A 15,903-nucleotide genomic window follows, 5' to 3' on the forward strand; every position below is an offset into this window, starting at 1 on the left:
CCGACGGGAAACGAAAAAGCCCGGTTTAAAACCGGGCTCGAACAAACACGCCTATTGACAATGGCTTTCTCATATTAGAGGGGTCGACGCCGTTAAGGCATTGACCCCTTAAACTGAGTAACGGCGCTGCCCAGCTCTTCACTACTTGGGCTGCCGTCGACTTTATTCTACCCACGGGTGCCAGGTTTAACAAATGGATTTTCGGTAACGAGGCCTCGGCAACCGCCGCCTTGATTGGCGACCCATGCTCTGCCACAGGCCGAGGGTTGTCGAAAAGTCGAACATTATAGCTACCCATAATATAGCCAGCTATAACGTCATTCGACGACCGGCGCAAACGCCCGCGCGGACACGAAATGCGCTGCGGTGCCATTGGGGATTATGGGATGCGCTTTCCGCTCGAGGCCTCAACCGGAAACGGCATCCCGGTCTGAAGGTCAAATCCGGGGAGCAGCTTCCGCCTGAAGACCGATTCGGAAAGGGTATCCCGTTCTGGAGCCAAAAACTGGGTCGTAGTTTCCGCCAAGCATGCCATCCGGAAAGCGTGTCCCGTTCTGAGCCTGAATTCTGGGATGAACTTTCCACTGAAGCATCTACTGGAAAATGCATCCCGTTCCGAGGCTTAATTCTGGGATGCACTTTCCGCGGAGAGACTACCGTTTTTCGAAAAAGTACACGTCCCTAAACTTACCAGGTCTTCATAACTTGTTGCCGTTCACGGTCGCCGATTATCGCCCACCGATTCAAACAAGAAATATGTCGCCAAAAGCAGGTCATCTACCTGCATGGTTAGATTTTGGTCAGCTTTTGGTCAGCTGAGCGGCAAGTTCCAGCTGATACGTTTTTGCTACCCAAAAGGAGGCGGTAGCTCATGACCCATTGCAATGACCAGCTCATCGACCAACTGCTCACTCAAGCCGAACAAGAGGGGCGCTGTCTGATTCCCCCGAGCACGGCGATCCGAAAAGCGCTCCTTCGGCGCACCGGCGGCACGGTTGTCTCGCCCATGCCGGGGTTGTTTGCGCGAAAAACGCGCTGGGATGAACTCAACCGAACGCAACGCCATTGCGAGATTATCCGCGCCCTTGCGATCATCCATCCCGATTGGACGTTCTGCTCGTTTTCGGCAGCTTGCCTGCTGGGGCTCGAGGTCTCGTGGCGACACCTGAACGTCGTGCATGTTTGCAGCTCGACAAAGCCGTCGGCTCGTCCGGGCGCACATATTCAGCGACACCAGATTGAGCCGGCCGGAGCAATACGCAGAGCCGGCGTATCGGTAACGCCGCCCATCCAAACGGCTACAGATTGCCTGCTGCAAACTGGCTTTGCAGACGGCATGCCCATTGCCGATTCGACGATCTCAAAGCTCGGCCTTGCGCCGGAACAGCTGATGGAGGCCGTTGAGCAACGAGCGACTGCCCGCAATGGTCGCGCGATTCGCACCGCCCTCACAACGCTTCGATATGCCGACGCCCGCGCCGAGAGCGGCGGGGAATCGGTCGCCCGAGCCGTCATGATCGAGACGGGCTTTGCGCCCGACTGGCTTCAATACGAGCTGACGGACCCCTTCGATTCGGCCAAGCCCATACGAACGGACTTTGCCTGGGAGCGCCAGGCGCGGGAACTCACGCTGGGCGAGCTCGACGGGCTCATCAAATATACCGACCAGACCATGCTGGCCGGACGCACCACCGCCGAGGCGCTCGTTGCCGAACGACAGCGCGAGGCGCACTTGTCGCTCTACGGTCACCCTCTGCTGCGCTTTACCATGAACGAGGTCCGCTCGGCAGGAATGCTCGCGAAAAAGCTGCAGACGGCAGGCATCCGGCAGACCGCGCTGCCGACATGGCTCAACGAGGTAGACCTGTAGGCGCTGCTGAGCTTATGCCCGTCTGCCTGCCAAACCGGGACACACTTTCCGGTTGGCAGCACCCGCGGAAACCATGTCCCAGATTGAATGCTCAAAATGGGATGCGCTTTCCCGACGAAGCTCCTTGCGGAAAGCGTGTCCCAGAATGAAGACTCAGAATGGGATGCAATTTCCGCTTGAAGGCCGATCCGGAAACTGCATCCCATTCTGGAGCCGAAATCTGGGACGCAGTTTCCGTATGCGGAGGTGCTTCAAACAAAAGGCCCCGGCTCGCGATGGAGCCGGGGCCAAAGGTGCAGCATATACAGTTGGTGTTGTGCGCGAACAGCCCATCAGCAATGCCGTCTGCGCCCTACCCACGGTGACGGGCGCGGCTGTACGGCGTATCCACCATGGGCAGATCCGGACGCAGCTTGCCGTCGAATGCGCGATAGGCGTTCTGCACGGCGGGCGCCGTGGGGATCGTTGCGATCTCGCCGATGCCCTTGCCGCCGTATGCCACGGGCAGCAGTTCGTCCTTCTCCACGTAGATGGCGTGGATATCCGGAATCTCGGGCGCGCGGAACAACCCGAGCGTGCCGTACCTTGCCTGGGGCACGCAGTCCTTGAGCGGCCAGTCCTCGGTAAGCGCATAGCCCATACCCATGAGCACGCCGCCTTCGATCTGACCCTGGATGGAGATGGGGTTGACCACCTTGCCGGAATCGTGCGCGGCATAGACCTCGCTCACGCGACCGTCATCATCCAGAATGACCACATGCGTGGCAAAGCCGTAGCAGATGTGGCTCTTGGGATTGGGAACGTCGGCGCCCAGTTTGTCGGTCGGCTCCAGGTACACATAGCTAAACTCACAGCCCTCGAGCGCCTTGATGGCGGCCGCGGGATCCTGAGGATGCATACCCTGGCCGGCGACGAGCTCCTGCGTGCGTAGCTGGTAGGCGCGACCGTCGTCGTACTCGATCTTGACGCCGTCGCCATGCGCGCTCACGGGAGTATCGGGTGCGGGCTTGCCGGCCTCGATGTCAAGCATGGCGTCGCGCAGCAGGAAGGCGGCGCCGCGCACGGCCTCGCCGGTCACGACCGTCTGACGTGAGCCAGACGTGGTACCGGAGTCGGGAGCGTTCTCGGTGGAGCACTCGCCGTTGGCAATGCAGCTCAGCGGCAGACCGCAGGCCTCGGCAACGTCCTGCAAAAAGACGGTGTTGCAGCCCTGGCCGATGTCGGACGTGGCGGCATAGACCACGGCCACGCCGTTCTCGACGCGAATCTTGCAGCGGCCGGCGTCGGGCAGGCCAACGCCCACGCCAGCGTTCTTCATAGCGCAGGCAATGCCGGCGTGGCCGGGATGCGCGTAGTAGGCATCCTTGACCTCGAGCAGTGTCTCCTTAAGCGCCGTGGAGCAGTCGGCAATCTGGCCGTTGGGCAAAACCTCGCCCGGCTCGATGGCGTTACGGTAGCGGATCTCCCACGGATCCAGGCCGACCTTCTCTGCCAGCAAGTCGATCAGACTCTCGAGCGCAAACTCGGACTGGCAAACGCCAAAGCCGCGGTACGCGCCGGCGGGCGGGTTGTTGGTGTAGTAGCCAAAACCGCGAATGTCGGTGTTCTGGTACTTGTAGGGGCCGACGGCATGCGTGCAGGCGCGCTCGAGCACCGGGCCGCACAGCGACGCGTAGGCGCCGGTATCAAAGTTGATCTCGCAATCCAGACCGGTAAAGTTGCCCTCGGCGTCGCAACCCAGTGTAAAGGTACCGTCCATGGCATGGCGCTTGGGATGGAACGCGAGTGACTCGGCACGCGTGAGCTTGCACTTCACAGGACGCTGGAACTTATAGGCGGCGAGCGCGGCCAGATGCTGAATGGACACGTCCTCCTTGCCGCCAAAGCCGCCACCCACGAGCATGGTCTCTACAACCACACGCTCGGGCTCGTTGTCCCAGCCAAACATGTGGGCGCACTCTTTGCGCGTATCGTAGGCACCCTGGTCGGTCGACTGCACCTTGACGCCGTTCTTGTACGGGAAGGCGACGGCGCACTCGGGCTCCAAGAAGGCATGCTCGGTAAAGGGCGTGGTAAAGCGCTGCGTCACGGTGAATGCGCTTTCGGCCAGCGCCTTGGCGGCGTCGCCGCGCGTCACATGACGGCTCTGGCACACGTTGTCCTTGAGCTCCACCGTGTTGCCAAAGGCAAAGAAGCTGTCGTGCAGACGCGGGGCGTCGGCGGCCCTGGCCTCGACAATGTTGCGCACGGGCTCCAGCGGCTCGTAGTCAATCTTTACGAGCTTCTTGGCCTTCTCGAGCGTCGCCTCGTCCTCGGCGACCACCAGCACGATGGCATCGCCCACGCAACGGGTGATATCGCCCTGGGCGATCATGACATCCCAGTCCTGGATAAGGTGGCCGACCTGGTTGACCGGCACGTCCTCGGCGCGCAGGATGCCCACCACGCCGGGCAGGGCCTCGGCCTTGGAGGTGTCGATGGAGAGCACGCGGGCGCGCGGATACTTGGAGCGCACGGCGCTGGCATAGGTCAGGCCCGGCTGATCAAGCTCGTCGATGTCGTCGGGATACTTGCCCTCACCGAGCACCTTCTTGCGCACGTCAATACGGAAGGCGCGCTTGCCCACGCCGTAGTCGTCGCCGCGCTCCAAGTCCTCGTCAATCTGCTTTTCGCCGCGGAGCACCGCAGCTGCCAGCGAAATGCCCTCGATAATCTTCTTGTAGCCGGTGCAGCGGCAGACGTTACCGCGAATGGCGTACTTGATCTGTTCCTCGGTGGGCTCGGGGTCCTCGGCGATGAGCGCTGCGCCCGCCATGACCATGCCGGGGATGCAAAAGCCGCACTGCACGGCGCCCACGGCGCCAAAGGCGTACACAAAGGCCTCGCGCACGTCCTGGGGCAGGCCCTCGACGGTCACGATGTTGCGGCCGGCGGCAAGCGCGGTGGTCAGTACGCACGCCTTGACGGCCGCACCGTCCACGTGGATGGTGCAGGTACCGCACGCGCCCTCGGAGCAGCCGTCCTTGGCGGAGTGAATGTGCAGGTCGTCGCGTAGGTAGCGCAGCAACGGCTTGTTCTGCGTCGTCGTGCGCTCCACGCCGTTAACGGTAAAAGTGAATTCCTGTGCCATGGTGATTCCCTTCTACACGCCGGCGGCGATGCCGGTGCGGTCGTGGATGGCGCCATGCGGGCAGACGACGGCGCACATGCCGCACGACAGGCAGTCCGCGCCGTCGATATGGGCGCAGTTGTCCTCGATGCGGATAGCGCCGGCAGGGCACTTTTTAGCGCACATGCCGCAACCGATGCAGCTCGTGTCGCAGATCTTGCGAGCAATGGCGCCCTTATCGGTGTTGTTGCAGCGCACTAGGATGTTCTGGTAGCCGGGAACGAAGGCAATCACGCGCTGCGGGCACGCCATGCCGCACAGGCCACAGCCCGTGCACTTTGAGCGGTCCACGCGGGCGATGCCATCGACCAGCGCAATGGCGCCGTGGGGGCAGGCCGTGACGCAGGCGCCACAGCCAATGCAGCCTTCGCTGCAGTGGGCGTCGCCGCCTGCGGAGGCGCAACCGCTTCCGCAGGCAACGTAGGCCACGTTATGTTGAATGGATTTGGCCATAAGAGACTCGCCTATTTCTTAAGAAGGTACGAATAGTTGTCGCGCACAGCCCTGATGGTCAGGCGGACGGCCTCGGGAAGACCGGTGTTGACGGCATCGACCGAGACGGTGCGGACCGTGCCGGCGACGCGAACCTTAAAGTGGTCCTCGTCCACGGCCAGGAAGCCCTCGTTCTCGGAGTTCTCCATGTCCTCCTCGCTCCAGAACAGGGTGAGCTTGTCCTTGTAGGGACGACCCTCCTGGTAGGGGCAGAACACGGCGCAGTTGCCGCACTCGTTGCACATGCCGTCGACATGGACGACCTGATGCTTGGCCAGGCCCGGCACTTTAATTGCCACGTTGGCGCGGTTGGGGCACACGTCGCAGCAGACCTCGCACACCGAGCCGCAGCCCAGGCAGCGAGTCTTGGTGCAGTTGCGCTTGTCGCGGCACAGCGACCCCTTGCGCTCGTAGCAGGTGTCCTCGCGGCCGGCCTGAGCATTCTGGTCGGCGTACTTGTTAAAGTCGACACCGGCAATGGCACGGGCGACCTCGGCGGCATCGGCGATAGCCTCGACCACGGTGGCCGGACCGCGACGGCAGTCACCTGCAGCCCAGACGCCCTCGACGCCGGTGGAGGTGGCGGCGAGGCGGCCGCGACGGTCGTGCTCGACGCCCGCGGCGTCGTACAGGCTGGCATCGATGCCCTCGCCCACGGCGCAGATCACCGTGGTGGCGGAAAGCTCGACGGTCTCGCCCGTGGCAACAGGGCTGCGACGGCCGCTTGCATCCGGCTCGCCGAGCTCCATGACGTCGCAGGTCAGCACGGCGCCGTTGAGTGCCTTGGGCGCCAGCAGCTCGCAGAACTCAACGCCGTCGGCAAGAGCAAGATCGAGCTCTTCCTCGTCGGCGGGCATCTGCTTCTTGGTGCGACGATACACCAGGCGCACGTTCTTCACGCCAGCCAGGCGCTTGGCCACGCGAGCCGCGTCCATGGCGGTGTTGCCGGCGCCAATGACCACGACGTCCTCGCCCAGCTCGAGCTTCTCGCCCTTCTTGGCGGCCTCGAGGAACTCAAGCACGTCGAGCTCGGCGCCCTCGCGCAAACCTGCAGAGCCGGGCATCCAGGCACCGGTAGCCACGACCACGTCAGTAAAGCCCTGGGCCTTGAGCTCGTCGATGGACTCCACGCGGGCGTTGAGCTGCACCTTGGCGCCAAAGGCCAGGCAGAGCTCGGCATCGTGGGAGATATCGTCGCTGGCGATACGGAACTCGGGGATCACGTGACGGACCACGCCGCCGAGCGAGTCGCGGGCCTCGAAGATGGTGACGGGCACGCCGGCGCGCGTCAGGAAGAATGCCGTCGCCAGGCCGGCCGGGCCGCCGCCGATAACGGCAACGTTGCGCTCGCCGTCGTTGGCGATGGCCTGGGCGCGCAGCTTGGGCAGCACGGCGGTCATGGCCTCGCGGGCGGCCTTGAGCTTGCTGGCGCGAATCTGGGCGCCCTCGGGCTCGTAAAATGCACGCTCGCAGGCACGGCCGCAGGGATGCGGGCAGATGGTGCCGGTAATGAACGGCAGGGCGTTGCGCTCGATGATAATGTTGAGCGCGTCCTCGTAGCGGCCCTCGTCAACAGCCGCCAGGTAGGCAGGAATGTCCTGCTGGATTGGGCAGCTCGTGCGGCACGGCGTGGTAAAGCAGTCGGAAAGCGGACTCTTGCCGGCAACCTTGCGGTCGGGCAGCGGACGCAGCGGCTTCTTGTAGAGCGGGTTGGTGAGCGAGTCGGCCTGGATCGCAGTCACGGCCTCGAGAGAGACGCCCGCGAACGGCTTGCCATCCAGGTCGGTAAACTCGCCGGCCATCTGGCTAAAGCGCTCGTAGCCACCGGGCTTGAGCACGTCGGTCGCCAGGGTAACGGGCCAAATGCCGGCGTCATACAAGGCGCGAATGTTGTAGACTGTGGCGCCGCCGGAGTAGCTGATGCGCAGCTTGCCATCGAACTGCTCGGTAATGCGACGGGCGGCCTCGATGGTCAGCGAGAACAGCGAACGGCCGGACATGTACATCTCGGTGGAAGGCAGCTCGTTCCTCGTCACGTCGACGGGGAAGGTGTTGGTCAGCTTGACGCCAAACTCCAGGCCGCGCTCGGCGCACAGGGCAATCAGGCGCTCGAACATGGGCACGGCATCGGCCCACTGCAGGTCCTCGCGGAAGTGCGTATCGTCGAAGACGATGTAGTCAAAGCCCAGCTCGTTGAGGCGCTGACGTGCAAACTCATAGCCCAGCAGCGTGGGGTTGCACTTGATGTAGGTATTGAGGCCCTTCTCGGTGATCAGATAGGTCGCGATGCGCTCGATCTCGGCCGGCGGGCAGCCGTGCAGGGTGGACTCCGTGATGGAGTTGGACACGCGCGCCGGGATGGATTCGACAAATGCGGCGTCGACATGCTCAAACTTGTCCAGGTTAGCGAGCGCCCACGTACGGCACTCGTTCCAAACCTCGGAGCCGCTGGCGTCTTTCATGCCCTCGATGTAGGCGTCGACCTTGGGGCTCTTGATGCCTTCCAGGTCATAACCCACGGACATGTTGAAGACAAAGCCGTCCGGGCTGCCCAGACCGTACTCGCGGGCAATCAGGTGGCAGGCGAACCATGCCTTCACGTACTCGGCAAAGGCCTGCGGAACCTCGAGCTCGGTCGACCACTCGCAGTTGTAGCACTCGTCCTGCGCCACAATGCAGGGTTTGTTCACACACTTGGAGAGCTCCTCGCCATCCATAACCTGAACGGTCTTGAGCTCAAAGAAGCGGGAGCCGGCCACGTAGGATGCCACGATGTTCTGGGCCAGCTGCGTATTGGGACCGGCGGCCGGGCCAAACGGAGTCTCGATGCGCTCGTCAAAAATGGGAAGCGCGCCCTCCTGGTTGGTCGCGACCATCTTGCGCACGCCAAAGACGGCGCCCTGGGTCTTGTGCTCCTCGATGATCCAGTTCATCAGCTGCGAAAACGGGATCGGCCTCATGATGTCGCTCATAGTGAGCTCCTCTCTGTAACGCCCGGCGAGACCGCGCGGCGGGCGCAAATACGGTGTAGCGCTAGCACAGCGCCGGCGACCCCGCGGAGGTCGCCTATACGCGCGCCGGATGCGGCGAAACATCCGACGCGCGTGAATCTACTTGTGAATTAGTAGGTGCGATCGTTGAGCGTGCTCCAGAGCTTCTTGGACTCAGCCATGGTCCACGCGTTGATCTTGTCCTCATCAATGCCAACGAACTCGCGATCCTTGTACAGGACGCGGCCGTTGATGATGGTGGTGCGGCAGTTTTTACCCATCATGCCAAAGAGCATGTGGCCGTCGATGTTCTCCTCGCTCAGCGGCGTAAAGGGCTTGTAGTCCATGACGATGACGTCGGCGGCAGCGCCGGCCTCGAGCACGCCGAGCTTGCGATCGAAGTACTTGCTCGCCATCTTGGCGTTGTTCTCGAACAGCATGGTCATGGCCTCGCACCAGCCCACGTTGGGCATGGCGGCGTTGTGGCGCTGAATGATCAGGAAGACCTTAAGGCTCTCGAGCATATCGTGGGTGTAGGCATCGGTGCCCATGCACACGGGAATACCGCGGCGGAAGAACTCGAGCACGGGGGCGCAGCCCACGGCGTTGCCCATATTGGATTCGGGGTTGTTGACGAGCCAGGTGCCGGACTCCTTGACGATATCCATCTCGGCAGGCGTCACGTGGATGCAGTGGCCCAGCATGGTGTCGGGACCCAGCAGGTTGTGCTGCAGCAGGCGCTCGACGGGGCTGATGCCGCCGCGGTTGAGGCGGGAATCCCACACGTCGTTCATGCCCTCGCACACATGGATGTGGAAGCCGGTCAGGCCGTTGTTGGCCTCGGCCATCTTATCCATGGTCTCGTCCGAAAGCGTAAAGGTGGCATGTCCGCCAAACATGGCGGCGATCATATGGTTGTCGTTATCGCGACGCTCCTTGGCGGCCCACTGGGCAAATTCGGCGTTCTCGGCAATGGCCTGGTTGCATTTTTCCTGGCCGCGGCGATCGGAGACCTCGTAGCACAGGCACGAACGCATGCCCAGCTCCTGAGCTGCATCCTTAATGGTAAAGAGGCTTCCCGGGATCTCGCAGAAGCTCGCGTGGTGGTCGAAGATCGTGGTGACACCATCGCGAATGGAGTCCAGAATCGTGGCATAGGCGCTTGCCTTGGTGCCGTCGAGCGTCAGATTGTCGTCGATCTTCCACCACTGCTGCTCAAGATTCTCCAGGAAGTTGGTGGGGTTGCAGCCCTTAATGGCAAGGCCGCGGGCCAGACCCGAGTAGATGTGGGTGTGGCAGTTGATGAGTCCGGGCATGATGAGGTTGCCCTGGGCATCGACGTACTCGGCATCCGGGTACTTGGCCTTGAGCTCGCACTCGGGACCTACTTCGACGATCGTATCTCCGTCAATGGCGACCGCACCGTTTGGAATGAACGGGGCCTGAGCATTGCGGGTAAAGACGGAACCGTTAGCGACCAGAAGCATAAATGCTCCCTTCAACATCAGGGGCGGGGTTTGACACCTCTGACATGGCGGAGTGCGAAGCGCCGGCCTACACCGGAAACGGGCCCTCTCCCGTCAACGCTTCACCAAAGGGACAAACCCTTTGAAGTGCGGCTTGGCGCCGCATGACGTCGGCGGACGAGGCGATGCGCCCGCCGACGAATAGCACCGAATTGGTTACTTCTTGCTCTCGGGCAAGACCAGATCCACGGCAGCGTCCTTGGCAGCATCGATGTGCTGAGCCACGACCGGCGTCTGCGGAAGAATCAGGTTAAGGACAATGGCCATGATGGCGGTGGGGGTTACGGCATTGGAGCCGATGACGGTGGGCACCCAGGTGGGCATACCCTCGCCGGCAAGGCAACCGCTGGCCATCCAGATACCCAGGCCAAAGACGACGGAGGTACCGACGATGGTGGTAGTGCGCTGCGTGAGGCCCTCGCGGGTGAACATGCGCACGCCGTTCATGGTGATGGTGCCAAAGACGCCGACGGTCGCGCCGCCGATGACGGGCTGCGGGATAGCGGAAAGGACGGCAGAGAGCTGCGGGAACAGGCCGGCGATGGCAAAGACGGCCGCGATGATCACAAAGACCCACTTGTTGACGACCTTGTTGGAGCAGATGATGCCCACGTTCTGGCCAAGGGCGCTGGTGGGAAGACCGCCCAGCAGGCCGCCGACCATAGAGGTGAGGCCCTGGGACACGATAGCGCCGGAGAGCTCGCGCTCGGTGGGCATACGGTCGATGGAGCCCAGGCAGGCGGCAGAGACGTCGCCGATAACCTGGATGGCAACCATGGGGAACACGACGGCGAGGGTAATGCAGACCTCGGGATCAAACTCGAGCGCATAGGGCATGAGCTTGGGAAGGGCGAAGACCTGGGCGGTGGCGACGCTGGAGAAGTCGATCATGCCAAAGGGAATGGAGACGATCATACCAACGATCATGCCAAAGAACACTGATCCCAGCTTGAGCGTGCCCTTGCCAAAGTTGGCGAGCGCAAAGACCACGGCGAAGGTGATTAGAGCGACGCACCACGCCTGCGGGGTGCCCCACAGCGGCGTACCCATACCGCCGGCCATGTACTTGACGGCCGTGGGATAGAGAGAGACGCCAATGGAGAAGATGACCGTACCGGTCACGACGGGCGGGAACAGCCACTTGATCTTGCTGTAGGCCAGACCAAAGAGGACCGCGACGGCACCGCCGACAATCTCGCCGCCCAGCAGCGCGCCAAAGCTAAAACCCGAGGCACCCATGGCCTGCAGGGCCGGCAGGAACGCGAACGAAACGCCCATGACGATGGGCAGGCCGCCGCCGATACGACGGAAGGGAGCGAAGGCCTGAAGGGCCGTATCGATCGCCGAAAGAATGAGCGCGACCTGGATGATGTCGGTGCTCTGCTGGCTATTAAAGCCGTAGACGCCGGCCATGATGACCGCCGGGGTAATGATGCCGGCAAACGATGCCAGTACGTGCTGAAGGGCACACGGGATCATTTCCTTAACGGGAGGCATGCCTTCGCGAGTGAACAGGGCTTCAGTGCCGTTCGTAACCGTCTCCTGGGTCATTTGACCACCAATCCTCGAAGTAGTTGTTTTCGCATCTAACGCTCTATTGTGACGCAGTGCGGGGTTGAGGTTGTGCCTTCATTGCATATCGTATTAAAGATGATTCTCATTCTCAATAATAATTTTTTGTTATCAGACTATTCTTCAGCTGAAATAACGCATTTCCGCAGGTCAGGAAAGTGTCTGGTCAAAATACCATCTAACTTTTCTTTTGGTCAACCGTTTACCGCTAAATTCCTACCGTTCGTCTGCATTACGCAATGTACCTGCGGATATACGAGATGATGGGCAGCGTGTTACCATGAGAAAAAATTGTTATGAACATTTCCGATTTCACCCAAAGGAGTTGCCCGTGAACGAGACCGTACGTCGCTTTTTACCGATGGTCGATTTTCTGGAGCAGATACTCGGCAAAAACAGCGAAATCGTGCTGCACGATTTCTCGGATCCCGACCACGCCATCGTTGATATTCGCAACGGCATCGTGAGCGGCCGCAAGGTCGGCGGTCCCGCCACCGATCTGGCACTCAAGATCATGCACGACGCCAAGTATCGCGACCTGCCGTTTATTACGGGCTACGAGGGGCGCGGTGCCGGCGGCAAGACGTTGGAGTCAGCGACGTACTTTATCCGCGAGAATGACGAGATCGTCGGTATGCTCTGCGTCAACACCGACCTCTCGACCGTGCGCTCCATCAACGCCATGGCGCAGCAGCTCATGGCGTGCTTCGACGCGGCGCCGACGCGCACGGAGCCCGCCCCTATCGAGGTCGAAAGCCTTTCGGAGTCCACACAGGAGCTCATCGACCGCAGCATTGCCGAGTTGCTGAGCACGCGCGGGCTGGATGTGGCGTCGCTTGGTCAGAGCGACCGCGTGGACGTCATTCGCCACCTCAACGGCAACGGGGTGTTCATGCTCAAGGGCGCCGTGGCCTGCGCCGCCACCGCGCTGGGTATCTCGGAGCCCAGCGTCTACCGCTACCTGCAAAAAGTTCGCAAGGAGGGCTAACGGGCAACATGAAGCGCGGCTCCACAAGCGATCCGTCACTTGACAAAAGACCCTGCAGCTCGCACGCGCTGCAGGGTCTTTTTGCATGTCATGTTTAGTTGTGGCCAACGCCTTAGAGAGCGGCAACGACCTCGATCTCGACCAGACCGCCAGCCGGAAGGGCGGCAACCTGGAAGGCGCTGCGCGCGGGGAACGGGGCCTCGAACTTGGAGGCGTAGATCTCGTTCACGGCGGCGAAGTCGGCGATATCGGCCAGGTAGACCGTGGTCTTGACGACATCGGCAAAGGTAGCGCCGGCAGCGGTCAGCAGGGCCTCGACGTTGGCGAGGGACTGCTTAGCCTGGGCCTCGACGCCCTCGGGCATCTTGCCGGTTGCGGGGTCGATGCCCAGCTGGCCGGACAGGAACACCATGTTGCCGGTCTGGATACCAGGGGAATACGGGCCGATGGCTGCGGGTGCGTTATCGGAAGACACGACGGTCTTGCTCATGTTTATCTCCTTACGATCAGTTGAGAAAGCGTGAGCGCGGCGTTCACACCGGGAGGCACAGTTCGGTCTGAACACCGCGCTTGATTGGGATGGTACTCAAGGTTTCTGTTTGATGCAAGAATATTATCAGCTTGCGAGAATATTTTATCGCCCAACGGTCTCCCCGAACCGCTGAACGGTTCTCATGTGGAGCAGCCAGTCCAAGCTGCTGAAGACTTTATCCCGCTTGGAGCACGGGCATCGCCTGCCGCAACGGCGCCACTATACTTTTGATTATCTGAGCATTTTGAAAGGCAGGATATGACCGCAACCGCCAGTCGAACCACCAACCGCAGACCCGAGCTTTTGGCGCCCGCCGGAGGGCCCGAGCCCTTTGCCGCCGCACTCGCCGCCGGGGCAGACGCCATCTACTGCGGCATGGGCAGCTTCAACGCCCGCCGCAAGGCCACCAACTTTACCGACGAGGCCTTTGAGCAAGCCTGCCGCGCCGCGCATCTAGCCGGGTCGCGCGTCTACGTCACGGTAAACATCGTCATCAAACAGTCCGAGATGGGCGATGCGCTGCAACTCATCCATCGCTGCTCCACGCTGGGCGCCGACGCCTTCATTATCCAGGACTGGGGCCTGTTCTTTGAGGTCAAGCGCACCATGCCCGGCATCGAGACACATATCTCGACCCAGGCGAACATCCACGACGACCGCGGAACCCTTTGGTGCCGTGAGCAGGGCGCCGACCGCGTGACTCTCTCGCGCGAGCTCTCCATCGACGAGATCGCCGCCATTCACAACGCCGCGCCCGATGTGGACCTCGAGGTCTTTAGCCACGGTGCCATCTGCTTTTGCTACTCGGGCCTGTGCCTGCTTTCGAGCTTTGCCATGGCGGGCCGCTCGGCCAACCGCGGCATGTGCGCCCAGCCCTGCCGCCTGCCCTACGAGCTGATCGACGAGAACGGCCGCTCGCTCTCCCCTGCCGGTCGCGAGCGCGCGCTGTGCCCGCGCGACACCAACACGTCGCAGCTTGTTCGCCGTCTGTATGACGCCGGCGCCGCATCGCTCAAGCTCGAGGGCCGCATGAAGGCCCCCGATTACGTGTATTCCATCGTCGATGTGTATCGTCACCAGATTGATGACATGCTGGCCGGGGTCGCCGTAGATAAGGACGAGGTAGCCGCCCGCCAGCGCCAGCTCAAGCGCTGCTTCAACCGCGACTTTACGCACGCCTATCAGGACGGCACCTCGGGCGACGAGATGATGAGCTATGAGCGTTCCAACAACCGCGGCCAGATCGTAGGCACGGTACTGGGCAGCCGTCTGGCCAACCGCGATGTGCGCGGCCTCAAGCCCGACGACCGCCGTCGGCGCGCCGCCATCGCCCGCATTGAGTTGTTTGAGCCCGTGGGCAAGGGCGACCTGCTGGAGCTTCGCCACGATAACGAGTTTGACCAGTTCCTGACCACCATTGCCGCCGATGATGCCGCCGCCGGTGACATCATTGAGTGCCGCGTGCCCCGCAGCATGCCCGAGGGCTGCCGCGTCCGCGTGATTCGCAGTCAGCGCGCCATCGACGCCGCTGGCGCCGCGCTCAAGCGCGATGTGCTGCGCCGCCGAGCTGTTGACGTGTCCGTCGTGGCGCGCCTGGGCGAGCCGTTTACTGTCACACTCACCTGCTGTGACAACCCCGCGCTCACCGCCACCGCCACGGGCTTCACCGTCGAGGCCGCCAAGACCCGCGCCGTCGAGGCATCCGATCTGGTTGAGCACGTCGGGCGCATGGGCTCCTCTCCCTTTGAGGCCGCAAGCTTTGACGTTTCGCTCGACGCCGGCTGCGGTATGGGCTTTTCCGTCGTGCACAAGGTGCGCGCCGCCGCTTGTAAGGCGCTGGAAGAGGCCATTCTGGCACCGTACGAGGAGCGCGAGAAAACGCTCGAGTTGCCGGTGCTCGACAAATGTACGCGACCCATGCCCGAGCACTACCGCGACGAGCCGCAGATCTGCGCCACCGTCAACACGCTCGAAGCCGCCGAGGCAGCTCGTGCCGAGGGCGCCACGCGCATCTATATGACCACCGATGCGCTCGAGGCCGCCGGTGTCTCCCCCGCCGATGCATTTGAGCAGGGCATCGTACCCGTACTCGACGAGGTCTGCCGCGCCGTTGACCACGTACGCGTCGATCCCTGGATCAATGCCGGAGCCACCGTCGCCGTCGGCAATATCTCCGAGCTCGCCGTAGCCGCGCATGCCGGCGCCACGGCCGAGATTCGCTCTTGCCTGCCGGTGCACAACACGCCCTGCATGGAGGCGCTTGCCGGGCGCGGAGCCGGTGCGTTTTGGCTCTCGCCCGAGATCACACTCGACGAGATTGTCTCGCTCGGAGCCGCCGCGCCCGCGGCTCTGGGCATCACCGTCTTTGGCCGCCCGCGCGTCATGACAAGCGAGCATTGCATTCTGCAGGTTGCCAACGGCTGCATCCACGATTGTGCCAACTGCCGCCTGCGTGCCCGCAAGCTCTCGCTCAAGAATATCGACGGAAAGGTCATGCCCGTCCGCACCGACATCCACGGCCGCTCTCGCTTGTACGACGCCTACCCCATCGACCTCACACCGCAGGTTCCTCAGCTGCTCAATGCCGGCGTGCGTCGTCTCATGGTTGACGGAACCCTGCTCGAGGCCGATGAGATTGGCCGTGCCGTCGCTCGCGTCCGTCGCGCCGTCGAGGCGGCTCAAGCCGGCCGCAAGCCCGCCGCCCGCCTACGCGGGGCGACCTCGGGCTGCATGTTTGTGGGAATCAGCTAACCGAAAGGCTTAC

Annotated in this window: 9 protein-coding genes; 3 read left to right on the forward strand and 6 right to left on the reverse strand. The window is 62.4% G+C overall.

Features of this window, described 5'->3' with window-relative positions; all coding sequences use genetic code 11:
* Positions 1-871: 871 nt before the first annotated feature.
* Positions 872-1,870, forward strand: a complete 999-nt coding sequence (locus ABHT90_RS04490; RefSeq protein WP_346981761.1) for a hypothetical protein — start codon at positions 872-874, stop codon at positions 1,868-1,870.
* Between the two features lie 352 nt (positions 1,871-2,222).
* Here the strand turns inward: ABHT90_RS04490 and xdh are convergent, their stop codons facing one another.
* From xdh to ABHT90_RS04515, 5 genes are all read right to left on the reverse strand, one after another.
* Positions 2,223-5,000, reverse strand: coding sequence for a selenium-dependent xanthine dehydrogenase (gene xdh / locus ABHT90_RS04495; RefSeq protein WP_346981762.1), 2,778 nt, complete (start codon positions 4,998-5,000; stop codon positions 2,223-2,225).
* Between the two features lie 12 nt (positions 5,001-5,012).
* A complete protein-coding gene (locus ABHT90_RS04500) occupies positions 5,013-5,492 on the reverse strand; it encodes a 4Fe-4S binding protein (RefSeq protein WP_117655021.1) in 480 nt (159 codons plus the stop codon).
* 11 nt (positions 5,493-5,503) lie between these two features.
* Positions 5,504-8,503 carry a putative selenate reductase subunit YgfK gene (gene ygfK, locus ABHT90_RS04505; RefSeq protein ID WP_346981763.1) on the reverse strand — a complete coding sequence of 1,000 codons (3,000 nt, stop codon included), beginning with the start codon at positions 8,501-8,503 and terminating at the stop codon, positions 5,504-5,506.
* A gap of 149 nt (positions 8,504-8,652) precedes the next feature.
* Positions 8,653-10,008: a putative aminohydrolase SsnA gene (gene ssnA / locus ABHT90_RS04510; RefSeq protein ID WP_346981764.1), complete on the reverse strand. Its 1,356-nt coding sequence runs from the start codon at positions 10,006-10,008 to the stop codon at positions 8,653-8,655.
* A 195-nt stretch (positions 10,009-10,203) separates the two neighbouring features.
* Positions 10,204-11,598: a uracil-xanthine permease family protein gene (locus tag ABHT90_RS04515; RefSeq protein ID WP_006235052.1), complete on the reverse strand. Its 1,395-nt coding sequence runs from the start codon at positions 11,596-11,598 to the stop codon at positions 10,204-10,206.
* Positions 11,599-11,950: 352 nt separating this feature from the next.
* Here ABHT90_RS04515 and ABHT90_RS04520 point away from each other — a divergent pair, with 352 nt between their 5' ends.
* Positions 11,951-12,607 carry a helix-turn-helix transcriptional regulator gene (locus ABHT90_RS04520; RefSeq protein WP_346981765.1) on the forward strand — a complete coding sequence of 219 codons (657 nt, stop codon included), beginning with the start codon at positions 11,951-11,953 and terminating at the stop codon, positions 12,605-12,607.
* Positions 12,608-12,719: 112 nt separating this feature from the next.
* On the opposite strand, the gene ABHT90_RS04525 is transcribed toward ABHT90_RS04520, so the two are convergent.
* Complete coding sequence (locus ABHT90_RS04525; RefSeq protein ID WP_035137477.1) at positions 12,720-13,097, reverse strand: RidA family protein; 378 nt, start codon at positions 13,095-13,097, stop codon at positions 12,720-12,722.
* Between the two features lie 300 nt (positions 13,098-13,397).
* Between ABHT90_RS04525 and ABHT90_RS04530 the strand changes: the two genes are divergently transcribed.
* Positions 13,398-15,890: a U32 family peptidase gene (locus tag ABHT90_RS04530; protein ID WP_346981766.1), complete on the forward strand. Its 2,493-nt coding sequence runs from the start codon at positions 13,398-13,400 to the stop codon at positions 15,888-15,890.
* Positions 15,891-15,903 lie beyond the last annotated feature (13 nt).

Origin of the sequence: Collinsella aerofaciens (assembly GCF_039758815.1) — a bacterium.
GTDB lineage: Bacteria > Actinomycetota > Coriobacteriia > Coriobacteriales > Coriobacteriaceae > Collinsella > Collinsella aerofaciens_BP.